This is a genomic window from Cyanobium sp. Cruz CV13-4-11 (genome assembly GCF_024346055.1).
Classification (GTDB): Bacteria; Cyanobacteriota; Cyanobacteriia; order PCC-6307; family Cyanobiaceae; genus Cyanobium.
The window spans coordinates 49550-75239 of record NZ_JAGQCH010000012.1; the positions used below are offsets into that span (position 1 = coordinate 49550).

Consider the following 25690-nt stretch of genomic DNA (forward strand, 5'->3'; position numbering starts at 1 on the left):
ACTTCAGAAGGCCTCAGGCCGCCGTGCTGGACAGCAGGCCTCCGAAGGCCTCGGCGGACATCGGCCGTCCCAGCAAGAACCCCTGGAACTGGTCGCAGCCGAGGTTCTGCAGCATGCGCAGCTGCTCGGGGGTCTCCACCCCTTCGGCCAGGGTCATCAGGCCCAGTTCCTTGGCCATCACGATCGTGGCCTTGACGATGGCCAGGTCGGCATCGGTCATTGCCGAGGCGATCGACGAAGAAGCGATCGATCTTGAGCTTGTCGAGGGGCAGCGAGTGGAGCATGGTCAGGGAGGAGTAGCCCGTGCCGAAGTCATCGATCGCCAGGCTGAAGCCGCTCTCGGCGAGCTGCCGCAGCTGCTCGCCGGCACGGCCCGGATCGTTCAGCAGGGCTGTTTCGGTGATCTCCAGCTCGAGGTTCTCCGGCACCAGGTCGTAGGTGTTCAGCGCCCCGGCCAGCAGCTCGGAAAGGGAGGGGTTCTCGGCCCCCAGTTGCAGGGCCGAGATGTTGCTCGCCACTTTCCCCGGCCGCAGCCCCTTGCTGTGCCAGACATGCAGTTGCCGGCAGGCCTCCTCGATCACCCAGAGGCCGATGCTGTGGATCTGGCCGGTCTTCTCCGCCAGCGGAATGAACACATTCGGGGAAACCATCCGGCCGCTCTGGTCACGCCAGCGCAACAGGGCCTCGGCCCCGGCGATCCGGCTGCCGCCCCGATCGATCTGCGGTTGGTAGAACAACCGCAACTGCTCCCGATCAATGGCCCGGGCCAGGCTCAGCTCCAGCTCCAGGCGCTCGCGCAACTGCTGGCTGATCTCCGGGCTGTAGAAGCGCAGCTGGTTCTTGCCGTGCTGCTTGGCCTCCATCAGGGCCGTGTTGGCACAGCGCAGCAGGGTGTCGGGTCCAGGCCGTGGTCCGGGGCCAGGGCCACCCCCAGCGACGCACTGGGCTGGACCGCAAAGCCGGTGCCCATCCCGGGGGTGTTGCCAAGGGTGCGACGGATCTCCTCCGCCCACGGCAGAACCTGGTCCCGGTCGGCCATGGCCAGGGGCCGCAGCAGGATGAATTCATCACTGCCCACCCGGGCCAGCCAGTCGTCCGGCCGCATCAGGTGGCGCAGGCAGGTGCCACTGGCCCTGAGCACCTGGTTGCCGATCTCGTGGCCCAGGCTGTTGTTGATCGACTGGAAGTTGTCGAGAGTGAGGTTGATCAGGGCGATGCACTGGTCCGTGCCGGCGGTGCGCAGCAGGCGGGCCAGCTGGCGGACGGCGGCGGCCTTGTTGGGCAGCCGGGTGAGGGGATCGACGAAGGCGATGCGTTCCAGCCGCTGCTGGATCTCGTGCTGTTCGCTGATGTCCTGAACCGTTCCCACCGTGGAGAGCGGCTGTCCGTCGTCGCCGAGGCTGGTGCGACCCCGCTCCAACACCACCTTGAGGTGGCCGTCGCCGAGCTCCAGCCGATGCTCGATCCGGTAGGGCCGGCCCGTGCGGAAGGACTCCTGGAAGGTGGCATCCACCAGGGCGCGGTCGTCCGGATGCACCGTGCTCAGAAAGGACGCATAGGAGGGGGCCGTCTGCTCCGGGGTGGTGTTAAAAAGGCTGTAGGCCTCGTTCGACCAGAGCAGTTCTCCGGTGCGATGGTTCAGCTCCCAGCTGCCCACGCGGGTGAGTCGCTCGGCCTCCTGCAGCAGTGTGCCCAGCCGGGAGCTTTCCCGCAGGGCCGTGTCCAGGTCGGTGCGGTCGCGGTGGCTCACCAGGGCCACCAGCCGGCCGCAGAGGTCGAGCGCCTGATAGCTCACGGACACATCCCGGCAGGCACCGGAGCAGGGCCGGTGGCGTGTGGCGAAGCTGCCCCTGGGCTGTTGCCGCATCGCATCGTCCGCAGCTGGTCGCGCATCAGGTCGTCGGCCAGCTCCCCATCCGCCTGAATCGCCGCCGGATTCAGGGTGAGGAAGTGCTCGCGGGCGTAGCCGAGCCGCTCATGGGCCGAACGGTTGCAGTCGATGAAATGGCCACTGGCCAGATCAAGCACAACCAGATCATCGCTGCCCAGGTCGGTAGCAAAACGCAGGGCATCGCCGACGCTCTCGACGCAAGGAATCAGACCCCTGTTCTTCCGGGATGCTGAACCAGAAAGACTGCACTGACGGTTCCATTCACGAAGGATCTTAGGCAGCGTTTTCATTGCTGACCAGGATGTGGAAGAAATCCCCCTGCCGGACTGAAGGGAGGCGGGATGACGGCCTTGCTCCTGAAGACTTCTCTGGAGGCCTGGGAAACCAGGGGCCTCAGAAGTGAGGGAAAGAGAAGAATTCAAAGCAGCTGATCCCGCGTCCGGACTGGGTTTTCGATGCTTGCTCGCCCCGGCGGGTCAGTCGATCCTTAGGTCGATGGTGAGATCCGTCGGGCGCTGGCGTCCCTGCCAGGGGGGAGCGCCAGGCACCGGCCCGGTCAGCGGCTCCGGAATGGGATCGAAGCGGTGCCCGTCCGGGTGCAGCTGGAAGGTGCGATCGCCGCCGAGGGTGCGCAGCAGGAGCTCCAGGGGCATGTGGGGGGCGATCGCCGGATGCAGGCACGGATAGAGCCGCTGGAAGCGGAAGCGCACCGCCAGCGCCGGGGCGGCCCCGTCAGCGGCGGGCTCCAGCGGCAGGGGCCGGCCGTTGATGAACAGACCGCAATCGCGGCGAAAGGCCGCATTCGCCACCACTTCGAAGCGGCGCAGGGAGCCGTCGATGAAGCGGCTGGTGAACCCGCCCTGCACCGGGGTGTCGCAGATCAGGGGCCAGGGCTCGGGGGCCGGCCGCAGCTCCAGGGCGGGCTCCGTGCCGGCGGCGCCGCCTTCCGCCTGCCAGCGCAGCAGGGGCGGGAAGCGCCACTCCCAGATGGCCCGGAAGGGCGCCGGATCCAGGGCCAGGTCGTCGGCCGCCAGGTCGGCCAGGATGGCCTCCAGGTCAGCCCACAGCTGGCCGGGCAGCAGCTGGCGGTCGTGCAGGGCCGATCCCCAGTCGTGCAATCGCTCGGGCCGGTGGCGGGGCTCCAGCAGGTGGGCGGCCAGGGCGCTCCACAGCAGAGCGATGGTGCTGCTCCACTCCATGCGGGGCAGGCTCTCCAGCGCCCGGAACTCCACCAGGCCCAGGCAGCCGGCCGGGGCTCCGGGGTTCCAGAACTTGTCGAAGCTGATCTCGCTGCGGTGGTTGTTGCCGCTGCGGTCGGCATGGAGATGGCGCAACGTTTCGCCGATCAGGCCCCGGACATCGCCAAAGGGTTCGGCCGAGGGCTGGCCCTCCGCCTGCTCGATGGCGCGGTAGGCCAGCTCCAGATCGAAGCACTCGCCGATCGCCTCGTCCGGCCGTGGCGACTGGGAGGCCGGGCCCACCCCGGGGCCGCAGAAGAGATACGCCAGCGACGGGTGCCGTTGCCAGTAACGCAGGATCCCCGTGAGCCAGGCCGGCCGGGAGAAGAAGGGATGGTGGGCCAGGTCAGGCCCGCCCCAGAGCAGGTGATTCCCGCCGCCGGTGCCCTCCTGGCGGCCGTCGCCCAGGTCCTTCCAGCTGCGCAGCCCCACCCGCTCGCCGACCTCCTCCAGCCGCTGCAGCCACTGGTGGTACTCCAGCCAGCTGTGGCAGACGGGCAGGTTGATCTCCAGCACGCCCGGATCGGCCGTCAGGCCCAGCACCTGCCAGCGCTCGCCGGCATCGAAGGGCAGCACGCCGCTGAGCCTGGGTGCGGCCAGGTCGCCGAGGCTGTCGGCCACCGCCTGCAGCAGCAGGCGCAGGGGTTCCCGCTCCAGGGGGGGCAGGAACAGCTCCCAGCCGTCGGGATCGACCTCCAGGGTGAGCACCTGGCGGGGAAGGCCCTCCGGCAGGTGCTCCAGGGGCAGGCGCAGGCCGGCCGGGCCGGGGGCACCGGTGAGCTCCCGCAGGCTGTCCGCCAGGGGCCAGGGCGCCACCGCCCAGGCCACCGCCGCCGCCGGGTCGTCCGCCTCGGGCGGCGCCACGCTCAGGGGGGCAGCCCAGACCCGGCGCTGGGGTTCGAAGGGGTCCCGCAGCAGCACAGGCTGCAGGCGGATGCCGAGCCGGGCGCCCAGCTGTTCCAGCCAGGCGGGGGAAGCCTCGGCCGTCAGCGATGCTCCCTCCAGGCCGGGCTGGCAGAGACCGGGCCAGCGCACCGGCACCGTGCCGTCGTCGCCCAGGAACAGGCGCAGGGCCCAGCGGGGATTGACCTCACCGTCGTAGCGCTTGCCGGGGCAGTAGAGGAGGGTGCTGCCGGGCCAGACCCGCTGCTGCAGGTCCCGGGCCATGGCCCGGGCGATGGGGAGTTTGGTGGGGCCATCGGCGATGACGCTCCACTCCGGCCCCTCCGGTACGAGGGGCACCAGGGTGGGCTCACCGCCGAGGGTGAGCTGGATGCCGGCGGCCCTCAGGCGGGACTCGGCCGCCTCGGCCACCCTGTCCATCCAGCTCATGCGGGCCAGCTCATGCGGGTTGCGGGAGGCTCATGGGGACGGCTGGGGAATCACGCTGCAGGAGTTGACGGGGACCGGGACCACCTTCCAGATGCGTTCGGCGTACTCCTGGATCGACCGGTCGCTGCTGAAGAAGCCGCAGCGGGCTGTATTCAGCACAGACATCATGCTCCACCGTCCTGCGTCGCACCAGGCGCCGTCGACCTCGTTCTGGGCGCGGCGGTAGTCGCCCAGGTCGGCCATCACCCGGAAGGGGTCGCTGCTGCAGAGGTTGGCCAGCAGCGGATGGAACAGGTCGCGGTCGCCTTCGCTGAAGTGGCCCGAACCGATCAGGTCGATGGCCTCCTTGGCCAGGGCGTCATTCTCCAGCCAGGGCATCGGGTGGTACCCGTTGCGGTTGATGGCGGCCAGCTGCTCGGCGGTATGGCCGAACAGGAAGAAGTTGTCATCGCCGACCCGGTCCCGGATTTCGATGTTGGCCCCATCCAGGGTGCCGATCGTGAGGGCGCCATTGAGGGACATCTTCATGTTGCCCGTGCCGGAGGCCTCCATGCCAGCGGTGGAGATCTGCTCGGAGAGATCCACCGCCGGATAGATCTTCTGGCCCAGCTTGACGCTGAAGTTGGGCAGGAAGACCACCCGCAGACGGCCGTCCATCGCCGGGTCGATGTTGATGATCTCCGCCATGCCCACGATCAGGCGGATGATCAGCTTGGCCATGGCATAGCCGGGGGCGGCTTTGCCACCGAAGATCACCGTGCGCGGCGGCAGATCCTCCCCGGCCCGCAGCCGCAGGTAGCGCTCCACCACCTGCAGCGCCGCCATGTGCTGGCGCTTGTACTCGTGGATGCGCTTCACCTGGACGTCGAACAGGGAGGCGGGATCCACCAGAACGCCGGTGTCCTGGCGGATCGTGGCAGCCAGGCGCTCCTTGGCCTGCTGGCGCACCCCCTGCCAGCGCTCCAGGAAGCCGGCATCGGTGGCCAGGGGCTCCAACTGCCGGAGCTGGTCGAGGTGCCGGCACCAGTCGGTGCCGATGGCGTCGTTGAGCAGGTCGGCCAGGGGCGGGTTGGCCACCGCCAGCCAGCGCCGCGGCGTGACGCCGTTGGTGATGTTGGTGAAGCGCTCCGGCCAGACCTGGGCGAATTCGGCGAACAGGTTCTCCTTGAGCAGGCGGCTGTGCAGCTCCGCCACGCCGTTGACCGTATGGCTGCCCACCACCGCCAGGTGGGCCATGCGCACCTTGCGGTGCGGCCCCTCTTCGATCAGCGACAGCCGCTCCAGCAGATCGGGCTGGCCGGGGAAGCGGATGCGCAGGGTGCGCAGGAAGCGGGCATTGATCTCGAAGATGATCTGCAGCTGGCGGGGCAGCAGCTGCTGGAACAGTTCCAGCCCCCAGGCCTCCAGGGCCTCGGGCAGCAGGGTGTGGTTCGTGTAGCTGATCGTGGCGGTGGTGATGCTCCAGGCGGTGTCCCAGTCGACCCCGTGGTCATCGATCAGCAGCCGCATCAGCTCGGCCACGGCGATCGCCGGGTGGGTGTCGTTGAGCTGCACCGCGAACTTGCGGTGGAACTCCGTGACCGGAATCCCCTGGCTGCCGAGGATGCGGAACATGTCCTGCAGGGAGCAGGAGACGAAGAAGATCTGCTGGCTGAGCCGCAGGCGCTTGCCCTGCTCCAGCTCATCGTTGGGATAGAGCACCTTGGAGAGGGTTTCCGACTGCACCTTGTGCAGCACGGCCCGGGTGTAATCGCCGGCATTGAAGGAGGCGAAATCGAAGGCGTCCGGCGCCTGGGCCGACCACAGCCGCAGGGTGTTGGCGGTGTGGACGCCGTAGCCCAGGATCGGGGTGTCATAGGCGACGCCGATCACGGTCTGGCCGCCGATCAGCACCGGGTAGCTCCATTCCGGCCGGATCACCTCCCAGGGGTTGCCGCGGGCCAGCCAGGGATCGGTGCTCTCCATCTGGCCGTTGGGGCCGATCTGCTGACGGAAGATGCCGAACTCGTAGCGGATGCCATAGCCGATGGCGGGCAGCTCGAGGGTGGCCATTGACTCCTGGAAGCAGGCCGCCAGCCGGCCCAGGCCACCGTTACCCAGGCCCGGCTCCGGCTCCTCCGCCAGCATCTCGTCAAGGGTGAGGCCGAGGGCCTCGCAGGCGGCCGCGGCTTCCTCCCGCAGCCCGAGGCTGACCAGGTTGTTCTCCAGGTGGGGCCCCAGCAGGAACTCCGCCGACATGTAGGTGGCGGTGCGGACGTGCTGGCTGGTGTAGGTGTCGGCGGTGTCGACCCAGCTGGTCAGCAGGATGTCCCGCACCGCCAGCGACAGGCAGACGTAGTGGTCGTGGGTGGTGGCGAGGGAGGCGGACTTGGCCTGGCTGGAGAACAGATGGCGCCGCATCGCCTCCAGGAGGGCCTGGCCCTTGGGCGGGCACGGGGCGGGTGTGGAGCTTGCCATGGGGGAAATGCCGTGGTTGGCGACGTGGGACCAGTCCTGGCCTGGGCAGTGCCGCAGCCGCTGCACCATCGGATACAGGTGGGCGCTCCTTAAGAGTGGCTTCCTTTCAGCGCTGCAGCGTCCCGTGCCAGGAAGCGCCCATGGGAGCGGGCTCCAGCAGTTCCGCCTCGATGGTCCAGTCCAGCTCGCTCTCCACCCCGGTTGGGCCCGAAAAACTGCCGTTCACCGCCGCGGTGAGGGTGGGTTTGGAGGAGGTGGCCAGGGTGATGTAGCGGTCGTCGATGCTGCCCTTGCCACTGGGGTCGAAGCCCCGCCAGCCCGCCCCCGGCAGGTAGACCTCGGCCCAGGCATGCAGGTCGTACTGCCTCGGCGCCGGCTCCACCAGGTGGTAGCCGCTCACGAACCGGGACGGCAGGCCGGCGCAGCGGCAGGTCTCGATCATCAGCATCGCCAGGTCGCGGCAGGAGCCGACCCGTTCCTTGAGGGTGCGGCCCGCCGGCCAGGCCGGCCCCGCGTGCCGCTGGGTGTACTTGACCCGATCCTTGATGATCTCCACGAGCTGTTCGAGAAACATCAGCCCGCGCTGGTCGCTGCCCATCAGCGCTTCCTGGGCCAGATCCACCGCGGCCGGGTCGTGCTGGCCGTTGGGCAGCCAGCCCTCGAGAGAGCCCAGCAGATCGCCATTGAGGTGGCCCACCGGGTAGGGCAGCAGCGGCTCCTGGTCCTCCAGGCAGCTGGCCAGGGCCGGGGGCTGCTGGGTCTCGACATCGCTGATCGCCTGCACCCGGAAGTGATCGGTACTTCCCTCGAAGCGGGCCCGCAGGATCTCATCGCCACTGGCCGCCACCAGCGGATAGAGCAGGGACGGTTCCGGGCTGATGGCCAGGTGGAAATGGAGCAGGCGCTGGAAGCCGTGGCCCCGGGGTTTCAGGCAGAAACGGTGCGGACCCAGGAACACCGGCGCGCTGTAGCGGTAGTTGAAGGTGTGGGTCAGGCGGGCGCGCATGCCGCCTCTTCACTGGAGGTGCTGCTCGGTGGAGCGATGAAATAGCGCGCTTCGATCAGCTCGTGCAGGCGATTGAGATCCGACTGGAAGTTGTCGATGGCTTCGTGCAGCCCGGTGGCAACGAGCTCATCGATCCTGGTGAAACTCCAGTGGGCCAGGGTGAGCCCGATCAGGCATTCCAGGTCGTCGGCGGGCAGCGGCACCGAGCTGCCGCGGATGATCCGCAGCGTGTCGCTGATCCGCTCCAGGCAGTAACGCACCGAGCGGGGGAAGATCGGATCCAGCAGCAGGAAGGCGGCCACGGCCTTGGGCTCGATCGCCTGCTGGCTCGACTGCCGGAACATCTGGTAGGCCCCCGCCGAACGCAGCAGGGAGATCCACTGCAGCTCATCGAGAACCCCACCCACGTCCTCGGGCGAAGGCAGCAGCAGGAAGTATTTGACGTCCAGGATCCGGGTGGTCTTGTCGGCCCGCTCAAGCAGCCTCCCAAGGCGGCTGAACTGCCAGGAGAGGTCGCGGCTGAGGGTGGCGTCGGTGATCCCGTAGAAGAGCTGGCAGGCGCGGCGGATCTCCCGCAGCTGTTCCTGGGGCGGCTGCAACCAGAAACTCTCTTCCTGCAACGTCCAGTAGATGTCGTTGATCTGCTCCCACATCTCCGTGGTGATCACTTCACGGATCTGTCGGGCGTTCTCCCGGGCACTGCCGATGCAGTTGAGAACGCTGCTGGGGTTGTCCGTCTCCCGGACCAGGAAATGGATCACGGCCTCGGGGGTGACCACCGGGCAGAGCTCATCGAACAGCTTGCGGTCGCCGCTGGCCTCGATCAGGGGGAGCCAGGGTTCGGCGCTGCCGGGGGGGCAGTCGAGGGCCATGGCCTCGCTCACCTCCACGAAACGGCAGATGTTCTCGGCCCGTTCGACGTTGCGATTGATCCAGTAGAGGGAATCGGCGACGCGGCTCAGCATGGGGCTTCATCCACGATCCAGGTGTCCTTGCAGCCTCCTCCCTGGGAGGAGTTGACCACCAGGGAACCGCGCCGCAGGGCCACGCGGGTGAGGCCGCCGGGGCTCACCCAGGCCTCCTTGCCGCGCAGCACGTAGGGACGCAGATCGACGTGACAGGGGTAGAGCTCGCCTTCGCTCAGGGAAGGCACGGTGGAGAGTTCCAGGGTGGGCTGGGCGATGTAGTTGCGGGGATCGGCCTGGATCTTGATGGCGAACTCGGCGATCTGCTCCTGGCTGGCATGGGGACCGATGAGCATGCCGTAGCCCCCGGCTTCCGCCACCGCCTTCACCACCAGCTCCCCGAGGTGCTCCAGCACGTAGGCCTGGTCGTCGGGCCTGGAGCAGATGTAGGTGGGAACGTTCTCGATGATGGGCTCCTCATCCAGGTAGTAGCGGATCATCTTGCCCACATAGGCGTAGATGAGCTTGTCGTCGGCGACGCCGGTGCCCGGGGCATTGGCGATGGCCACCCGCCCCGCCCCGTAGGCCCCCATCAGACCCCGCACCCCCAGCAGGGAATCGCTGCGGAACACGGCCGGGTCGAGGAAATCGTCGTCGATGCGGCGGTAGATCACATCGACCGCCTCGAGGCCGGCGGTGCTGCGCATCCACACCCGATCCCCTTCGCAGACCAGGTCGCGCCCCTCCACCAGCTGGATACCCATCTGCTGGGCGAGGTAGCTGTGCTCGAAATAGGCGCTGTTGAACACCCCGGGGGTGAGCAGCACCACCTTGGGGGTGTCGGTCCAGGGGGCCAGCTCCCGCAGGGTCTGCAGCAGGTGGGAGGGGTAGTCATCGATCGGCTGCACCGTGCGCCCGGCGAACAGGCTCGGGAACATGCGCTTCATCACGCGCCGGTTCTCAAGGAAGTAGGCCACCCCCGAGGGGCAGCGCAGGTTGTCCTCCAGCACCCGCCAGGTGCCGTCACCGTCGCGCACCAGATCCAGGCCCGAGATGTGGCACCAGCGGCCGAGGGGCGGCTGGAAGCCCTGCATCTGGGGCCGCCAACCCTGGGAGCTCTCCACGTCAGCCCTGGCCACCACGCCGTCGGCCAGGATTTTCTGGTCGCCATAGACGTCGGCCAGGAAGCGGTCGATCGCCTCCAGCCGCTGGATCAGGCCCTGCTCCAGGCGCTCCCAGTCCTGGGCCCCGATCAACCGGGGCAGCGGATCGAAGGGCAGGATCCGTTCCACGCCCTTGCTGCCGGAATCGTTAAGGCGGAAGGTGGCTCCGAGGCGCTTGAGCAGCATGCCGGCGGCCTCATGGTTCCGGTTCAACTGGTCGAGGCCCATCTGGCCGAGGGACGAAAGCAGCGGCCTGAGGGTGGCCCGGGGCTGGTCGGTGGAGGTGAAGTACTCGTCGTATCCCTGGTTCGGTTTGTACTCGCTAAACATTCCAGACCCTTCCACGCGATTGGATCCTGCAGTGCCGCCGGGGTGGTCACCCGTTGCCGTTGTTACGGAAACAAGGGGCGCTGTCCGCTGAGGGTCTCCTCAAACCACCGCTGTAAAGCCATTCTTACCATCCTGGCGCTTCCTAGTGCTATAAAAGCATGGGTTTTTCTAAGCATAGTTCTCTAGGCGACCCGGAAAGTTGAGGATCAAAACAGAGGGAGGAGCTCTGCCGATGCTGCCCAACAAGACCGGATCCCAGCCTTCGAGGAGCTCGGGCGCATCAGGGGACCTCCTGCGCGACCAGGCAAGGGCTGGCGCCCGCCAAGACAATCGGGGCAACCCCCGTCATCCGATCGAGAGCTGCCGCTCCATCTCCCTGCGGCGCCTGGATGACGCTCGCCAGCCCATGGGCCGCTGGTTCCTCGCCGACATCATCAACGTGGGCGAAGGCGGCATGTGCCTGATCGCCGACGAAGAGCAGTCCCTTGCGCCGGGGCAGTGGCTCCTGATGGATCTGCGCGCCCATCCCGGCTTCGGGCAGTTGCGGATGCAGGCCCAGCTGCGCTGGCTCACCCGAGCCCGCTTTGCCCTCACCTTTGGTGTGGCCTTCGAAACGCCCCTGAAAGCGGTGCCGGTGCTGTCGGTGGAGCGGCGGAACGAGCGCCGGGATCCCAACCTGGAGGACTGGGCCCTGGAGGAGGAGCAGACCATGGCCGCCACCTGAGTGGGATGGGTTCCACCCTGCTGACGCACCTGTTCAGGTTCTGCAGGTCGGTCCGCCGGCGCCGTTACAGCAGGAAGTAGCGCTGGGCCATCGGCAGCACCTCCGCCGGTTCGCAGGTGAGCAGTTCGCCGTCGGCGAAGACCTCGTAGGTCTGGGGGTCCACCTCCACCTTGGGCAGGGCGGTGTTGTTGCGCATCTGGGCCTTGCCGATGCCCCGGGTGTGGACCACCGGCACACAGGCCCGCTTCAGGCCAAGACGGCTGGGCAGGTCGTCCTCAAGGCAGGCCTGGCTGACGAAGTTGAGGCAGCTGGCCGCCAAGGATCCGCCGTAGGCGGCGAACATGGGCCGGCCGTGGACGGGGCCCGGGGTGGGGATCGAGGCGTTGGCATCGCCCATCTGGGCCCAGACGATCGAGCCCCCCTTGATCACCAGCTCCGGCTTGACGCCGAAGAAGCCCGGCTTCCACAGCACCAGATCGGCCAGCTTGCCCACCTCCACCGAGCCGATCTGGCTGTCGAGGCCATGGGCGATGGCGGGATTGATCGTGAGCTTGGCGATGTACCGCTTCAGGCGGGTGTTGTCGTTGCGGCCGCCGCGGGGACCGGCGGCGTCCTCGGGGAGGAAACCGCGCTGCACCTTCATCTTGTGGGCCGTCTGGAAGGTGCGGGTGATCACCTCACCGACACGGCCCATGGCCTGGGAATCGCTGGCGATGATGCTGAAGGCGCCTAGGTCGTGGAGGATGTCCTCGGCGGCGATCGTCTCGCGGCGGATGCGGGATTCGGCGAAGGCCACGTCCTCCGGGATGCGGGGATCGAGGTGGTGACACACCATCAGCATGTCGAGGTGCTCCTCGAGGGTGTTGACGGTGTAGGGCTTGGTGGGGTTGGTGGAGCTGGGCAGCACATTGGCCTCGCCGCAGATCCGGATGATGTCGGGGGCGTGGCCGCCGCCGGCCCCCTCGGTGTGGAAGGTGTGGATGGTGCGGCCGCCGATGGCCCGGATCGTGTCCTCCACGAAGCCCGCTTCGTTGAGGGTGTCGGAGTGGATGCAGACCTGCACGTCGTACTTGTCGGCCACCGTCAGGCAGCAGTCGATCGCCGCCGGTGTGGTGCCCCAGTCCTCGTGCAGCTTCAGACCGCAGGCGCCGGCGCGGATCTGCTCCTCGATCGCGGCGGGGGTGCTGGCGTTGCCCTTGCCGTAGAAGCCGATGTTGATCGGCAGGCCCTCGGCGGCCTGCAGCATGCGGGCCAGGTGGAAGGCGCCGGGGGTGCAGGTGGTGGCGTTGGTGCCGGTGGCCGGGCCGGTGCCACCGCCCAGCAGGGTGGTGACCCCGGAGGCCAGGGCGGTTTCGATCTGCTGGGGGCAGATGAAGTGGATGTGGGTGTCGATCGCACCGGCGGTGACGATGTGCCCCTCACCGGCGATCGCCTCGGTGCCGGGCCCGACCACGATCGTCACCCCATCGGTGATGTCGGGGTTGCCCGCCTTGCCGATGGCGCAGATGCGGCCGTCCTTCAGGCCGATGTCGGCCTTGACGATGCCCCACCAGTCGAGAATCAGGGCATTGGTGATCACCGTGTCGACGGCCCCTTCGGCGCGGGGGGTCTGGGCCTGGCCCATGCCGTCGCGGATCACTTTGCCGCCGCCGAACTTCACCTCATCGCCGTAGGTGGTGCAGTCGCTCTCCACCTCCAGGATCAGTTCGGTGTCGGCCAGCCGCAGCCGGTCACCGGTGGTGGGGCCGTAGGTCTCGGCGTAGGCGCGACGATCGATGCGGTAGGGCATGGGGGGGTCAGTCGAGGGGGCCGTTCACCAGACCGTTGAAGCCGAACACGCGGCGGTCGCCGACGTAGGGCACCAGATGCACGTCCCGCTGGTCGCCGGGCTCGAAGCGGATGGCGGTGCCGGCGGGGATGTCGAGCCGCAGGCCGCGGGCCGCCTCCCTGTCGAACGCGAGGGCGCCGTTGGCTTCATAGAAGTGGAAGTGGGAACCCACCTGCACGGGCCGTTCGCCGCGGTTCGCCACCGACAGGGTGGTGACGGGGCGGCCGGCATTGAGATCGATCGTGCCGGGCTCGGGGATCAGTTCGCCGGGGATCAGGGGGGGCATGGCGGGGTGGGGGGTCAGCGGATCGGTTCGTGGAGGGTGACGAGCTTGGTGCCATCGGGGAACATCGCCTCGATCTGCACCTCGGGGATCAGCTCGGGCACCCCCTCCATCACCTGATCCCGGCTCAGCCAGGTGGTGCCCTCCCGCATCAGCTCCGCCACGCTGCGGCCGTCGCGGGCCCCTTCGATCACCTGGAAGCTGAGCCAGGCCACCGCCTCGGGATGGTTGAGCTTCAGGCCCCGGCCGAGTCGCCGCTCCGCCAGCAGGGCGGCGGTGACGATCAACAGCTTGTCTTTCTCCTGGGGGGTGAGGTTCATGCAGGCGGCGCTGGCCGGCCCCACTCTCGCAGCGCTCCGGCACCGGGTCAGGTTCAGAAGGAACGTTCGGCGCTCCGATCAGCGCCGCTGGAGCACCCCCTGGCCCTCCAGGTTGAGGTTGTCGATCCGCACCGCCGTGGTCCGGCCATCGGCACCCACCGTGAAGCTGACGGCGCTGGGGCCGTCGGCGTTCTCGCCGCCGGGCTGGTAGCGGAAGGTGTCGCCGCTCACCGAGGTGAGGGGGAAGGCGGTGAGGCGGGGCAAGGCGGCGGCCAGGCTTTCCGCCGTCACCTGGGGCGGCGGGGGCGGGGGCCCCGAGGGGGCTTCGGCGCTGCGGGCGGCACCCGGGGGCTGGAGCGCCAGGGCCAGGCCCAGAACCAGGGCGGCTGCCCCCGGACGGCCCCGTGGCCGCTCAGGGAGGGTTGGTCCCATAGGGCTCCCCATCCGCCGGCAGGGTCACCCCCAGCCGCTGCCGCCACTCCGCCACCGGCAGCTCCCAGCCCTCCTCCCAGCGGACCGTGGCGAAGGGATGGGCGGTGAAGCCGATCGTGGTGCCGTGGCTGATGGAGCGGCTGAGGATTTCGTAGCTGTCGAGCTTGAAGCGGAAGCCGGCGATCTGGGCCGCGTGGATGAGGCTCACGTAGGCGGGGAAGCCGATCTGGGTGGCGGTGATGGCCAGCACGCCGTTCTCCCCCGCCGGCATCGTGCCGAAGCCGCTGACCACATGGTGGATGTCGTGGGTGGTGGCGATCCGCTGGGTGAGCCAGCGGCCCTCCGTGTCGATCGGGCGGGGGCGGAAGAACTCGGGGTCGTAGTTGAAGCGGCGGATCAGGGCGGCGTAGGTGCGGCCGAGGCTCCCCTCCGGCAGCGCTTCGAGCCGCTCCAGATCCGGCTGCAGGGGCGGATAGCGCTCGTCCATCATCGCTGCCCCGCCCGGCAGGGCCCGGAAGCGGGCGATGCAGGCTTCCATCTGGGGCGTGTCCAGGAAGCTGTCCACCAGATCGGCGATCCGGGCCAGATCCCCCTGGCTGCGGCCCACGGCGATCAGCTGGCGCGCCTGGCCCAGGGCCTGCAGGGAGAGCTGGAAGCGATGCATCGGGAGGGGGCTGCGCCTGGGGCGAACCTAGGCCCGCTGCGGCGTTCGCCCCGGGGTTCACCAGCTGCGGGCCGGGACCGGCAGCGGCGGTTCCTTGTTCAGGGGCTGCTCCTGAAACGGCCATACCCGCGGCAGCACCGGAGCCGCCAGCCCCCGCTCCGCCCGGATCCGGGCCCAGATGCGTGTGAACCAGAAGCGGGCCGCCTGGGTGGAGCGGCCCCGGTAGCGGGCCACCAGGCCCCGCTCCAGCCGGCCGCAGACCATCGTCCCCTCCAGTCCGTGCCGTTCGGCGCGGCAGGCCTCCAGCAGGGGCTCGCCCACCGGCGCGGGGGCGGCCCACACCAGGCTGGCGAACACCGGCTGTCCCCCCAGGCCATGGGGGCTCTCCAGGCTGGCGCCGCCCAGCTCGAGCCGGTCCACCAGCTCCCACTGCCCCTGCCGCCGGATCTCCAGCAACGAGCGCCAGCGGCCGGACCCGAGCGTCTCGCCATCGGCGCTGCGCCCCAGCCGCACCACCTCCGCCCCCAGCCAGCTGGCCCCTTCGGCCAGCTCCACCCGGCAGGTCTGCTGGAACAGGCCATCCCGGAAGACCACCAGCTCCTGGGGCAGCCACTCCAGGTCGGCCCCCGCGGCGAGATGGAAGTCGAGGGTCTGGAAGGTCCAGCTGCCGGCGGGGACCCGCCGGGAGCGGCCCACGGTTCCGTAGACCTTCTGGGCCGCCACGCTGGTGATCAGGGCCCGGCTGCCGGCGCCCAGCTCGGCCTCGATGGCCAGCTCATCCCCCCCCACCAGGCCGCCGCCGGTGTGCAGCAGGGGCAGTTGGCAACGGCCATCGGCGGCGGCAAAGGCCCGCTGGATCTTCAGCGGCGCCGTCGCTCCGCCCTGGTGCCGGGTGGCACCGTCCGCGCCGTTGATGGTCTGGAAACGAAGCCGGGCCTGGGCCCTCCACGGAGCGGGAGCAGGGAGCTGCATGGTGTTGATGCTGGGGCCCCGAGGGCCTGGATTCGGTAGTACCCGCTACAGGGTCGCCCCCCAACGGCTGGCCAGGGTGGAGCGACCACCATCGGCCGCTGGCCTGCTCCATGCCTTCCCCCACTCTTGCCGATGCCACGGTTTCCGATGCCCCCACTCCCCTGGTGCTGGTGCGGCACCTGCGGCACGGGGAGGCCCCGGGACCGGAGCCGGCGGCGGCCGATCCGCCGTTGCAGTTGCTGCTCCAGGCCGACGAGCGCACGAGCCTGCGGGGCCATCGCCGCAGCGCCTGTGGACGGGACCTCCTGTTGCAGCTGCCCCGCGGTGCGGCCCTGGAGCCCGGCGACCGGCTGGCCGCGGAGGCCGGTGGACCCGTGGTGGTGGTGGAGGCCGCCGATGAGCCCCTGATGGTGGTGCGGGCCGCCGATCCCCTGGCCCTGCTGCAGGCGGCCTATCACCTGGGCAACCGCCATGTGGCCATCGAACTGCGCCGTGACGAGCTGCGCCTGGGCGTCGACAGCGTGCTCGAGGATCTGCTGCGGCATCGGGGTCTGACCGTGGAGCGGTTGACGGGGCCCTTTCTGCCCGAACCCGGGGCCTACGAACCGTCCGGCCACGCCCACCAGCACGCCCATGGCCATTCCCAGCCATGAGCATCGCCCGGCTGCGGCTGTTCCAGCTGGTCAGTCCCGCCCTGCCGGTGGGGGCCTTCAGCTATTCCGAGGGCCTGGAGGTGCTGGTGCAGGCGGGCCAGCTGCCGGATGCCGCCAGCGTGCATCACTGGCTGGAGGCGGAGCTGGACCGCGGGGCCCTGACGATCGAGGCGGCCAGCCTGGGCCGGCTGATGGGCGCCCTGGCCCGTTGGCGTGAGGCACCGGGAGGGCACGCCTGGCAGGAGGTGCTGGACCTGGACGGCTGGCTGCTGGCCCAGCGGGAGGCCGCCGAGGTGCGGGCCCAGCAGCGCCAGATGGGCCGCTCCCTGCTGCAGCTGCTGGCGGATCTGGGCCTGCCCCTGCCCGGAGACCAGCCCCCGCGGCTGGCCTGGCCGGCCGCCTGGGCCTGGGCTGGGCTGGCCCTGGAGATCCCCCCCCAGGAGGTGGTGGAGGCCTACCTCTACGGCTGGATCGCCACCCAGCTCAGTGCCGCCGTGCGGCTCGTGCCCCTGGGCCCCACCGAAGCCCAGCGGCTGCAGCTGGCCCTGGCGCCCAGCATCGCCGTCCGGGCGGCGGAGCTGGTGGCGGCCAATCCCGAGGCTCTCTGGAACGGGGGGGTGGGGGCGGGCCTGGCCCAGCTGGGCCATGCTGAGCTCTACTCGCGGTTGTTCCGCAGCTGATGGCCATCGCGGGCAAGACCAGCCGGCGCCAAGCCATGCGCCTGCTGGGCGGCGCCGCCGCCGGCGGGGCCCTTCTGGCCGCCGGATGCACCCCCCGCTCCCGCCCTCCGGGCCCGCGCCGCCTCGGCCTGCTCCAGTACGTCCAGGGTGCGGCCCCCGATGCCGCCCGCCGCGGGTTCCTGCTGGCCCTGGCCAGGGGCGGCTTCCGGCCGCCAGCCACTCTCACCCTGCAGGAGCGCTTCGCCGAGGGGAGCATGGCCACCAGCCGTGCCCAGGTGATCGAGCTGCTGGAGACCGGGGTCGACATGCTGGTGGCCATCGGCACCCCGCCCCTGGCGGCGATCCTGGCCGTCGCCCCCGCCCGGGTGCCGGTGGTGTTCGCCTACTGCTCCAACCCCTGGGGAGCCGGGGCCGGCACCAGCCACACCAACCACCGGCCCAACGTGGTGGGCACGGTGAGCACCAGTCCCCTCGCCGAACAGCTTAACCTGGCCCGCCGGATCACCCCCGCCCTGTCCAGCGTCGGGCTCGTCTTCAACCCCTCCGAGGCCAATGCCAGCTTCGAGGCGGAGCTGCTGCGCCGGGAGGCGACCCAGCGCTCCCTCACGGTCGTGATCGAGCCAGTGGCCGGGCCGGGGGAGGTGGCCCGGGCCGCCGACGCGCTGGCCTCCCACCGGGTGGGAGCCCTGGTGCGGGTGGGCGATTACGCCACCAGCGTGGGCTTTCCCGCCCTGGCGGCGGCGGGCCTGCGCCTTCGCCTGCCGCTCTATTCCGTCGATCCCTCCGACATCAACACACCGGGGTGCCTGGCGGTGGTGGGCTGGGATCCGGAGGCCGATGGGGCCCTGGCCGGGGATCTGGCGGTCAAGGTGCTGCGGGGCCGCTCACCCGCCGACCTGCTCTTCGAGCCGGTGACCCGCAAGCTCGTGCTGCTGAATCGCCGCACGGCCCGGGCCATCGGGGTGACGTTCCCACCCGAGCTGCTGCGCCAGGCCGACCGATTGGTGGGCTGAGCCGTCCCGCGGCCGGCCGGGCGATCAGGGCCTGCGGTCCTTCAGGTGCGCCCCGGGCCGGTCGATCAGCTCGAACAGCCAGCTCTCGTTGAGGGTCGTCACCAGGCGGTTGGTGGTGGCGGCCATGGTGGTCAGCTCCCGCAAGGTCTGGAGCAGCAGCGGCCGTGTCTGGGTTTCGGTGCTCTCCAGCCGCCGGATCAGGGCCGAGAGGTCGGCGGCGGTGCCGTCGGCGCGGCCCTCCAGGCGCTGCGCCAGTTGGCGGGTGGCCGCCAGGGTGCGGTTCAGCTCACTGCTGCTGCGCTGGGCGTCGCTCTCCAGGCGGGTCGCCAGGCGACGGCTGGCGGTCAGGGTACGGTCCAGCTGGTCGAGGCTGCGGGGCAGGCGGGTCTCGGCCAGGCTGAGGCCACTGCTGACGGCCCGCTGCAGGGGGATGCGACTGCTGGCCACCTCGGCGAGCAGGTCGTCGAGATCGGGACGGCTGGTGAACACGAGCGTCTCGCCATCCCCGATCGGCGGTTGGCCCACCGCCGCCGGATCGGGAGTAATGGCGATGTAGCTGTCCCCCAGGAGTCCGGTCTGGGCCAGCTCCGCCCGGCTGCGGCGGCCCACCATGGAGCGGTAGGGGTCCCGCAGCTCCAGTTCCACCAGCACCTGGGCGTCGGGTTGGAGCAGGATCCGGCGCACCTGGCCAACGGCGAACCCCGAGATCCGCACCGCCATGCCCGTCTGCAAGCCGGCGGCATCCAGGGTGCGGAACTGCAGGCGCACGCTGGGGGTGAGCCAGTTGCCGGCGCGGGCGATCCCCACCACGAACAGCCCCAGCAGCCCCACGCCCCCCGCCAGGAAGACCAGGCTCTGGGGGCCGGGGCGACGCGGCGATGCGGTGGGTGTCACGCTCAACTCCCTCCGATCCGCAGGGGATCGACCGCGATCGTCCAGAGCAGGTCGAGACAGACCAGCAACCCGAGGCCCAGCAGGAACGATCGGGACATGCGGGAGGCCATCGCCATGGCGCCGGAGGAGGAGCGCCGGGCCTGCTGCAGACAGATGGCGGCGGTGATCGCGCCATACAGGGCCGCCCTGGCCAGGGCGGCGGCAAAGCGGGCCGGCTCGAGCTGGCCGATCAGGAAGCCCACCTCCGCCACCAGGTCGCCCTGGTTGAGGGTGAGGCTGGCGGTGATGATCACAGCCGCCATGTAATAGAGCAGCAGCACAACGCTGAGCAGACCACTGGCCAGCAGCTCGGGCCCCCAGGAGCCGGGGGAACGGCGTTCACCCAGCAGCAGCGGGCCATCCCGCAACAACAGCAGCAGGCTGACCAGCAGCGGCCCCAAGAACAGCAGGGCGCGCACCGCGAGCAGTTCGATCGTGACTCTGGAGAGTTGCTGCAGGGGACTGCGCAGCAACTCGATGAAGCCGAGGCAGACCACCACCCCCGTCCCGGAGACGGTCGCGACCAGCCGGCCATCCAGACGCTCGAAGCGGCGGATCAACCTGGGGATCGGTTCATCGCTCACCGCAGCCATCGGCGCTGGCGTCAGGATGGCACCCATCCTGAAATCGGGCGATGGGCAGCAAATTGAGGGTCGGGGTGGCGGGCCCGGTGGGCTCTGGCAAAACGGCCCTCGTCGATGCGCTCTGCCGCCGCCTGCGGGAACGGTTGCAACTGGCGGTGGTCACCAACGACATCTACACACAGGAGGATGCCCAGTTCCTCACCAGAGCCGGGTCCCTGGCCCCCGAGCGGATCCGCGGGGTCGAGACCGGTGGCTGCCCCCACACCGCCATCCGTGAGGACTGCTCGATCAACCGGGCCGCGGTTCAGGAGCTGGAGGAGGCCTTCCCGGACCTGGATCTGGTGCTGGTGGAAAGCGGTGGCGACAACCTGGCGGCCAGCTTCAGCCCGGAGCTGGTGGATCTCTGCATCTACGTGATCGACGTGGCCGCCGGCGACAAGATCCCCCGCAAGGGCGGGCCGGGCATCACCCGCTCCGATCTGCTGGTGATCAACAAGATCGACCTGGCGCCGATGGTGGGGGCCAGCCTCACGGTGATGGAAGCCGACACCGAACGCATGCGCGGTGGGCGCCCCTGGTGCTTCACGAATCTGCGCAGCGGTGAAGGCCTGGATCGGGTCGAGAGTTTCCTGCTGCGCCAGCTGCCGGAGCCCGCCACCGCCTGAACCGTGGGGCTGACTGATATTCGCCTTTCAGCTGTTCACGAGCGAAACCGTAGGTAATGCAACATATCGACAGAACAGTCGCGTGCAAATCCTCACTCCGGCAAGCCCTCGGTCGCTTTCTGTCTCATTGGATACCGGGACTAACCACGTCCTTCCTTACCTTTCCTTTTGCCGTCGGTTACGGCGACTACAATTCATCTTGAACAGGCTTCAATGTCTCTGCATCTTTCAAGGCGACTGACAGCTGCTCTCGCCGTAACTGCTGTGAGCGTCACCCTCGTCTCCTGTGGTGGCGAGTCAGGATCAGGCGGTAATTTCGACGGTGAAGTGAAGGTTGGCATCCTTCATTCACTCAGCGGCACCATGGCCATTTCCGAAACGACTTTGAAAGAAGTCGAGGAAATGGCGATCAAGGAAATCAATGACGCCGGCGGCGTCAAAGTTGGCGGCAAGTCTTACAAGATCGTCGCCGTTTCCGAAGATGGCGCCTCCGACTGGCCCACCTTCGCCGAGAAAGCCCAGAAGCTGATCGACTCCGACAAGGTCGCTGTCGTCTTCGGCGGCTGGACCTCGGCCAGCCGCAAGGCGATGCTGCCGGTCTTCGAGTCGAAGAACCACATGCTCTTCTACCCGATCCAGTACGAGGGTCAGGAGTGCTCCAGGAACATCTTCTACACCGGCGCCGTTCCGAACCAGCAGGCCGAGCCTGCGGTCCAGTGGCTGATGGACAAGTTCTCCGGAAAGCTCGGCAAGAAGGTTTACCTGGTTGGCTCTGATTACGTGTACCCACGTACGGCCAACACGATCATCAAGGAGCAGATGAAGGCTCTGGGTGGCGAAACGGTCGGCGAGGACTACATCCCCCTCGGCAACACCGAGGTGGCTCCGATCATCGCCAAGATCAAGAAAGCCTTCCCCGATGGCGGGATCATCATCAACACCTTGAACGGTGACTCCAACGTCGCCCTCTTCAAGCAGTTCAAGGCTTCGGGTATCGACCCGGCCAAGTACCCGATCATGTCCTTCTCCATCGCGGAAGAGGAGATTCGCCAGATCGGTCCTGAGTACACCACCGGCACCTACGCCGCCTGGAACTTCTTCATGAGCCTGGACACCCCGGCCTCCAAGAAGTTCACCGCCGACTTCCAGGCCATGTACGGCGCCGACCGGGTCACGGGTGACCCGGCGGAATCCGCTTACAACATGGTGTACCTGTGGAAGAACGCCGTCGAGAAGGCGGGAACCTTCGAAGATCTCGACAAGGTCCGCACCGACATGATCGGGATCACCTTCGCCGCACCCCAGGGCGAAATCAAGATGTTCCCCAACCACCACACCTCCGAGCGGGTGCTCATCGGCGAGGCGGAGGCCACCGGCCAGTTCAAGATCCTCTACGACAGCGTCAAGGCCATCTCGCCGCTGCCCTGGAACCAGTTCGTTCCTGAGACCAAGGGCTACACCTGCGACTGGACCCAGGACCGTCCTGACGCCGGCAAGTTCAGGATGTGATCACGGCCCAGTCCGTGACTCCATAAAAGACAGGTGGTTCCTTCGGGAGCCACCACTTTCCGGCTCAGCACACCACCACGTTCGACCCGATCCAGCGATGCCTTCGCACCGCTGGATCTAACTTTCAACAATCATTCCGTTGGAACTTTTCTTTTCTCAGATCCTCGATGGCCTGAGCATCGGATCCGTGCTGCTGCTTGCAGCCACGGGCTTGGCGATCGTTTTCGGGTTGATGGGCGTCATCAATCTCGCCCACGGCGAGTTCATGATGCTGGGGGCCTATGTCACCTACGTGGTGCAGTCGGCCTTCAAGCCCATGGGTGGTGTGATCTTCGAACTGTATTTCCCGATCTCATTGGTTCTCGCCTTCATCGTGACGGCGCTCATTGGAGTGCTGTTAGAGAGAACATTGATCCGGCAGCTCTATGGACGACCACTGGAAACCTTGCTCGCCACCTGGGGTGTCAGCCTGATTCTCATCCAGCTGATTCGCAGTGTGTCCACCGCCATGATGCTGGGCATCATTGTTGGTGTTGTGGTTGGATTCCTTCTCTCAAAGCTACTCGGTGCCAAGTTCTCAGATAAGCCTTTCTTCACCTATCTCAACGGACTCGGCTGGGCGATCGCCATCGGCATTGGCCTGATCGCCGTCAACCTGTTTGACCAGATCCGGCCCCTGGCCAAACCCTGGTTCGGCCCCCGCAACATCGACGTCACAGCTCCAAAGTGGCTGCAGGGAAGCTGGGGAATGATCGGCACCATTGAGCTGCCGGGTCTGCGCATCTTCATCATCCTGCTGTCGGCCCTGCTGCTCCTGGCCACCTACTGGTTCCTCAACAAGAGTGTCTGGGGTCTGCGCATCCGGGCCGTCACCCAGAACCGCCAGATGAGCAACTGCCTCGGCATTCCCACCGATCGTGTCGACAGCATCACCTTCGGCATCGGATCAGGGCTGGCCGGGGTGGCGGGTTGTGCCATCACCCTGCTCGGATCGGTGGGCCCGAACCTCGGTGCCGCCTACATCGTGTCCTGCTTCATGGTGATCGTCCTCGGGGGTGTGGGCAATCTGCTGGGCACCGTGCTGGCCTCGCTGCTGCTGGGCATCATCCAGTCGGTGATCGGTTCGGGCACCCTGCTGACCATCTTCCCGGACATGCCCTTGGCGGCGAAGGGTGTGATCGAGTTCTTCGCCACCACCAGTATGTCGCTGGTGCTGGTGTTCATCTTCATCATTGTCTTCCTCCAGTTCCGCCCCAACGGCATGTTCCCCCAGAAGGGTCGCTCGGTCGATGCCTGACCCGAACACTCCCACACGCTGCAGATTCCCGTTCCATCTCCCCACCAGGAGGCCCTACCTGTGAAAATCTTCCAACGACTCGTCCCCTGGATTCTCCTGGCGATCGCCCTGTTCATCCTGCCGGCAGCACTGGATGATTTCCGCCTCAATCTGTTCGGCCGCTATTTCTCGCTGGCGATCACGGCTCTGGCGATCGACCTGATCTGGGGCTACACCGGTCTGTTGAGCCTGGGCCAGGGCATCTTCTTTGCCCTCGGCGGCTACGCCGTGGCCATGTACCTGATGCTCAACACCAAGAGCCTGGCGGGTGGCAACGGGATTCCCAAGTTCTTCGAGAACTACGGCGTCGATCAGCTCCCCTTCTTCTGGCAACCCTTCTGGTCACCGGTGTTCACCCTGATCGCCCTCTGGGTGATTCCAGCCGTGGTGGCGGGTTTGGTGGGCTGGCTGATCTTCCGGAACCGCATCAAGGGGGTGTACTTCTCGATCATCACCCAGGCGGCTCTGATGGTCTTCTTCCACTTCTTCAACGGCCAGCAGAAACTCTTCGACGGCACCAACGGCCTCAAGACCAGCACCAGCGAACTGTTTGGCCAGTTGGTGGGTTCCCCCGACATGCAGGTGTGGTTCTATCGCCTCACGGTGCTGCTTCTGCCCCTGGCCTTCCTCGTCTGCCGGTACTTCACCAGCGGTCGCTTCGGTGATGCCCTGATCGCCATCCGAGACGACGAAAGCCGGCTGCGCTTCGCCGGCTTCAACCCTGTCCCCTTCAAGACGATCGTCTTTCTGGTGGCTGGGGCCCTCTGCGGCATCTCCGGGGCCCTCTACACGGTCCAATCCGGCATCGTGTCGCCCCAGTACATGTCGATCTCCTTCTCGATCGAAATGGTGATCTGGGTGGCCGTGGGTGGTCGGGGAACCCTGGTGGGTCCGATCATCGGCGCCACCGTGGTGAACTACCTGCGCAGCCTGGTGAGCGAAGCCCTGCCGGAGGCGTGGTTGTTCGTGCAGGGGGCCCTGTTCATCTTCGTGGTGGTTCTGATGCCCGACGGCATCTACGGCTGGATCACCAAAGGCGGCTTCCGCACCTTTCTGGCAGCCTTCGGCATCGCCAAGAAGGCCAAGACCTACCCCCAGATCGATAAGGAGGCCATTCCCGTGGATTAGTCCTCCAGGGGACCCGTCCTGGCTTGTCTGCTGTGACCGCTTATTTGATCTCGCACCCTTCCGATGTCCATGTCAGAACCTCTACTCGAGCTCAATGACGTCAGCGTGAGTTTCGATGGCTTCTATGCCCTCACCGACCTCAGCCTGAAGCTCTACAAGGGTGAGTTGAAGTCCATCATCGGCCCCAACGGTGCTGGCAAGACCACCTTTCTGGATGTGATCACAGGCAAGGTGAGGCCCACGAAGGGGACGGTGTCCTTCAAAGGCAAGTCACTGCTCGGTGTGTCCGAGCAGCAGATCTCCCGTAATGGCATCGGCCGCAAGTTTCAGACCCCGCGGGTGTTTGAGAATCTCACGGTGCTGCGCAACCTGGAGCTGTCCGCCTCGCCCGAGAAAAACGCCTTGAGCCTGCTGGGCTCCGGCCTGCCCCAATCCTCGAAGGATGAGGTGCATCGGATCATGAATTACGTCGGCCTCACGCCGTTTGCCACCGTCAAGGCTGGCTCGCTCTCCCACGGGCAAAAGCAGTGGTTGGCGATCGCCTCCCTCGTGGCCCAGGCCCCCGAAGTGCTGCTGCTGGATGAACCCGTCGCCGGCCTCACAGACGAGGAAACCCTGCGCACCGCCGAGCTGATCAAGTCCCTGGCCGGCGACCACACCGTCGTGGTGATTGAGCACGACATGGAGTTCATCCGCGACCTGGGGTTTGACGTCACCGTGTTGCACCAGGGACAGGTGCTGACCCAAGGGCCTCTGGAGAAGGTCAAAGCCGACCCGCGGGTGATCGAGGTCTACCTGGGGCCGCCCGAACAGTAATCGCTTCCCGACCATCACCCACCGACCCCATGTCCCCCACCAGCGCCCAACCCCTGCTCCAGGTCTCCGACCTGAATGTCTATTTCGGAGAAAGCCACATTCTCCGCAACGTTGACCTGACCATCCATGAAGGCAAGATGGTTTGCCTGATCGGCCGTAACGGCGTCGGCAAGACCACCTTCCTCAAGACGGTCATCGGCCTGTTGCAGCAGCGATCGGGGACCATCAATTACCAGGATGGCCAGCTCACCACCCAACCGCCCTACAAGCGGGCCCGGGCCGGGATCGGCTACGTATCCCAGGGCAGGGACATCATTCCCCAGGTGACGGTCAAGGAAAATCTGCTGCTCGGCATGGAGGCCCTGCCCGGGGGCCTGGAAAAGAACCGCCACATCGATCCGCTGATCTTCGATCTGTTCCCGATCCTCGAAAAGTTCCTCAAGCGCAAAGGCGGCGACCTTAGTGGCGGTCAGCAACAACAGCTGGCCATCGCCCGCGCCCTGCTTGGCAAGCCCAAGCTGCTGCTCCTGGATGAACCCACCGAAGGCATTCAGCCCTCAATCATCCTGGACATTGAGCATGCGGTGCAGCGCATCATGAAAGAAACCGGCATCAGCGTGTTGCTGGTGGAGCAGCACCTGCACTTCGTGCGCCAGTCCGATTACTACTACGCCATGCAGCGCGGCGGCATCGTCTCCAGCGGCCAGACCGATCAGCTTTCCGATGACGTGATCAAGGAATTCCTCACGGTCTGAGGCACTCTTTTCTCCCAGTCCGCTAGCCAAAGGTGATGCGGACTGGGATAGTTTTCTTTACCAGCATCACCTG

Annotated in this window: 26 protein-coding genes and 1 pseudogene; 10 read left to right on the forward strand and 17 right to left on the reverse strand. The window is 67.5% G+C overall.

Translation table 11 applies throughout. The features are described 5' to 3' along the window. Nucleotides 1-13: 13 nt before the first annotated feature. The 9 genes and pseudogenes from KBZ12_RS10405 to KBZ12_RS10440 form a co-directional block, all read right to left on the reverse strand. Nucleotides 14-220 (reverse strand): EAL domain-containing protein, encoded by a 207-nt coding sequence (locus tag KBZ12_RS10405; protein WP_254957880.1) that lies wholly within the window; start codon nucleotides 218-220, stop codon nucleotides 14-16. A 55-nt stretch (nucleotides 221-275) separates the two neighbouring features. Continuing rightward, nucleotides 276-863, reverse strand: a pseudogene (locus KBZ12_RS18675) (EAL domain-containing protein); the annotation flags it as partial. Then, complete coding sequence (locus KBZ12_RS10410) at nucleotides 863-1795, reverse strand: sensor domain-containing diguanylate cyclase (RefSeq protein WP_254957886.1); 933 nt, start codon at nucleotides 1793-1795, stop codon at nucleotides 863-865. The gene KBZ12_RS10410 and the pseudogene KBZ12_RS18675, both read right to left, overlap by 1 nt. Then, the gene (locus tag KBZ12_RS10415; protein WP_254957888.1) at nucleotides 1792-2181 is read right to left on the reverse strand and encodes a PAS domain-containing protein; all 390 of its coding nucleotides are present in this window, start codon (nucleotides 2179-2181) and stop codon (nucleotides 1792-1794) included. The genes KBZ12_RS10410 and KBZ12_RS10415 overlap by 4 nt, the downstream gene beginning before the upstream one ends. Nucleotides 2182-2367: 186 nt before the next feature. Then, the gene (locus KBZ12_RS10420) at nucleotides 2368-4461 is read right to left on the reverse strand and encodes a transglutaminase family protein (protein WP_254957890.1); all 2094 of its coding nucleotides are present in this window, start codon (nucleotides 4459-4461) and stop codon (nucleotides 2368-2370) included. Between the two features lie 30 nt (nucleotides 4462-4491). Further along, a complete protein-coding gene (locus KBZ12_RS10425) occupies nucleotides 4492-6918 on the reverse strand; it encodes a glycogen/starch/alpha-glucan phosphorylase (protein WP_254957891.1) in 2427 nt (808 codons plus the stop codon). Nucleotides 6919-7024: 106 nt separating this feature from the next. Continuing rightward, nucleotides 7025-7924: a transglutaminase family protein gene (locus KBZ12_RS10430; RefSeq protein ID WP_254957892.1), complete on the reverse strand. Its 900-nt coding sequence runs from the start codon at nucleotides 7922-7924 to the stop codon at nucleotides 7025-7027. After that, nucleotides 7909-8889 carry an alpha-E domain-containing protein gene (locus tag KBZ12_RS10435; RefSeq protein ID WP_254957893.1) on the reverse strand — a complete coding sequence of 327 codons (981 nt, stop codon included), beginning with the start codon at nucleotides 8887-8889 and terminating at the stop codon, nucleotides 7909-7911. The genes KBZ12_RS10430 and KBZ12_RS10435 overlap by 16 nt, the downstream gene beginning before the upstream one ends. Further along, nucleotides 8883-10322, reverse strand: a complete 1440-nt coding sequence (locus tag KBZ12_RS10440; RefSeq protein WP_254957894.1) for a circularly permuted type 2 ATP-grasp protein — start codon at nucleotides 10320-10322, stop codon at nucleotides 8883-8885. Before KBZ12_RS10440 ends, KBZ12_RS10435 begins: the two co-directional genes overlap by 7 nt. A gap of 406 nt (nucleotides 10323-10728) precedes the next feature. On the opposite strand from KBZ12_RS10440, the gene KBZ12_RS10445 reads away from it, so the two are divergent. Then, nucleotides 10729-11046, forward strand: a complete 318-nt coding sequence (locus KBZ12_RS10445; RefSeq protein ID WP_254957895.1) for a PilZ domain-containing protein — start codon at nucleotides 10729-10731, stop codon at nucleotides 11044-11046. A gap of 64 nt (nucleotides 11047-11110) precedes the next feature. Here the strand turns inward: KBZ12_RS10445 and ureC are convergent, their stop codons facing one another. The 6 genes from ureC to KBZ12_RS10475 all read right to left on the reverse strand — a co-directional run bounded on the left by ureC (nucleotide 11111) and on the right by KBZ12_RS10475 (nucleotide 15545). Continuing rightward, a complete protein-coding gene (gene ureC, locus KBZ12_RS10450; RefSeq protein ID WP_254957896.1) occupies nucleotides 11111-12835 on the reverse strand; it encodes an urease subunit alpha in 1725 nt (574 codons plus the stop codon). A 7-nt stretch (nucleotides 12836-12842) separates the two neighbouring features. Continuing rightward, nucleotides 12843-13160, reverse strand: a complete 318-nt coding sequence (locus tag KBZ12_RS10455) for an urease subunit beta (RefSeq protein ID WP_254957897.1) — start codon at nucleotides 13158-13160, stop codon at nucleotides 12843-12845. A 14-nt stretch (nucleotides 13161-13174) separates the two neighbouring features. Continuing rightward, a complete protein-coding gene (locus KBZ12_RS10460) occupies nucleotides 13175-13477 on the reverse strand; it encodes an urease subunit gamma (RefSeq protein ID WP_015110097.1) in 303 nt (100 codons plus the stop codon). Nucleotides 13478-13555: 78 nt separating this feature from the next. After that, nucleotides 13556-13909, reverse strand: coding sequence for a hypothetical protein (locus KBZ12_RS10465; protein ID WP_254957899.1), 354 nt, complete (start codon nucleotides 13907-13909; stop codon nucleotides 13556-13558). After that, nucleotides 13890-14573, reverse strand: coding sequence for a Coq4 family protein (locus tag KBZ12_RS10470; RefSeq protein ID WP_254957900.1), 684 nt, complete (start codon nucleotides 14571-14573; stop codon nucleotides 13890-13892). Before KBZ12_RS10470 ends, KBZ12_RS10465 begins: the two co-directional genes overlap by 20 nt. A 57-nt stretch (nucleotides 14574-14630) precedes the next feature. Further along, nucleotides 14631-15545, reverse strand: a complete 915-nt coding sequence (locus tag KBZ12_RS10475; protein ID WP_254957901.1) for an urease accessory protein UreD — start codon at nucleotides 15543-15545, stop codon at nucleotides 14631-14633. Nucleotides 15546-15655: 110 nt separating this feature from the next. Between KBZ12_RS10475 and ureE the strand changes: the two genes are divergently transcribed. From ureE to KBZ12_RS10490, 3 genes are read left to right on the forward strand one after another with little or no spacing between them, the layout of a single operon-like run. Beyond that, nucleotides 15656-16198 carry an urease accessory protein UreE gene (ureE, locus tag KBZ12_RS10480; protein ID WP_254957902.1) on the forward strand — a complete coding sequence of 181 codons (543 nt, stop codon included), beginning with the start codon at nucleotides 15656-15658 and terminating at the stop codon, nucleotides 16196-16198. Then, nucleotides 16195-16878, forward strand: a complete 684-nt coding sequence (locus KBZ12_RS10485) for an urease accessory protein UreF (RefSeq protein WP_254957904.1) — start codon at nucleotides 16195-16197, stop codon at nucleotides 16876-16878. Before ureE ends, KBZ12_RS10485 begins: the two co-directional genes overlap by 4 nt. Then, on the forward strand, nucleotides 16878-17891 hold the full coding sequence (locus tag KBZ12_RS10490; protein WP_254957905.1) for an ABC transporter substrate-binding protein: 1014 nt from the start codon (nucleotides 16878-16880) through the stop codon (nucleotides 17889-17891). Before KBZ12_RS10485 ends, KBZ12_RS10490 begins: the two co-directional genes overlap by 1 nt. Nucleotides 17892-17915: 24 nt before the next feature. On the opposite strand, the gene KBZ12_RS10495 is transcribed toward KBZ12_RS10490, so the two are convergent. Both KBZ12_RS10495 and KBZ12_RS10500 read right to left on the reverse strand, forming a co-directional pair. Beyond that, the gene (locus KBZ12_RS10495; protein ID WP_254957906.1) at nucleotides 17916-18785 is read right to left on the reverse strand and encodes an MlaD family protein; all 870 of its coding nucleotides are present in this window, start codon (nucleotides 18783-18785) and stop codon (nucleotides 17916-17918) included. A gap of 2 nt (nucleotides 18786-18787) precedes the next feature. Beyond that, entirely contained in the window at nucleotides 18788-19444 is a 657-nt protein-coding gene (locus KBZ12_RS10500) for a hypothetical protein (protein WP_254957908.1), read from the reverse strand. A gap of 14 nt (nucleotides 19445-19458) precedes the next feature. Here KBZ12_RS10500 and ureG point away from each other — a divergent pair, with 14 nt between their 5' ends. From ureG to urtE, 6 genes are all read left to right on the forward strand, one after another. After that, a complete protein-coding gene (gene ureG / locus KBZ12_RS10505) occupies nucleotides 19459-20073 on the forward strand; it encodes an urease accessory protein UreG (RefSeq protein WP_254957909.1) in 615 nt (204 codons plus the stop codon). 213 nt (nucleotides 20074-20286) lie between these two features. After that, nucleotides 20287-21582, forward strand: a complete 1296-nt coding sequence (gene urtA, locus KBZ12_RS10510) for an urea ABC transporter substrate-binding protein (RefSeq protein ID WP_254957910.1) — start codon at nucleotides 20287-20289, stop codon at nucleotides 21580-21582. Between the two features lie 139 nt (nucleotides 21583-21721). Then, nucleotides 21722-22879, forward strand: coding sequence for an urea ABC transporter permease subunit UrtB (locus KBZ12_RS10515; protein ID WP_254957911.1), 1158 nt, complete (start codon nucleotides 21722-21724; stop codon nucleotides 22877-22879). 60 nt (nucleotides 22880-22939) lie between these two features. After that, a complete protein-coding gene (gene urtC, locus KBZ12_RS10520) occupies nucleotides 22940-24046 on the forward strand; it encodes an urea ABC transporter permease subunit UrtC (protein WP_254957912.1) in 1107 nt (368 codons plus the stop codon). A 69-nt stretch (nucleotides 24047-24115) separates the two neighbouring features. Next, nucleotides 24116-24862: an urea ABC transporter ATP-binding protein UrtD gene (gene urtD / locus KBZ12_RS10525; RefSeq protein WP_254957913.1), complete on the forward strand. Its 747-nt coding sequence runs from the start codon at nucleotides 24116-24118 to the stop codon at nucleotides 24860-24862. A gap of 29 nt (nucleotides 24863-24891) precedes the next feature. Continuing rightward, nucleotides 24892-25617 carry an urea ABC transporter ATP-binding subunit UrtE gene (urtE, locus tag KBZ12_RS10530; RefSeq protein WP_254957914.1) on the forward strand — a complete coding sequence of 242 codons (726 nt, stop codon included), beginning with the start codon at nucleotides 24892-24894 and terminating at the stop codon, nucleotides 25615-25617. The last annotated feature ends 73 nt before the right edge of the window (nucleotides 25618-25690 follow it).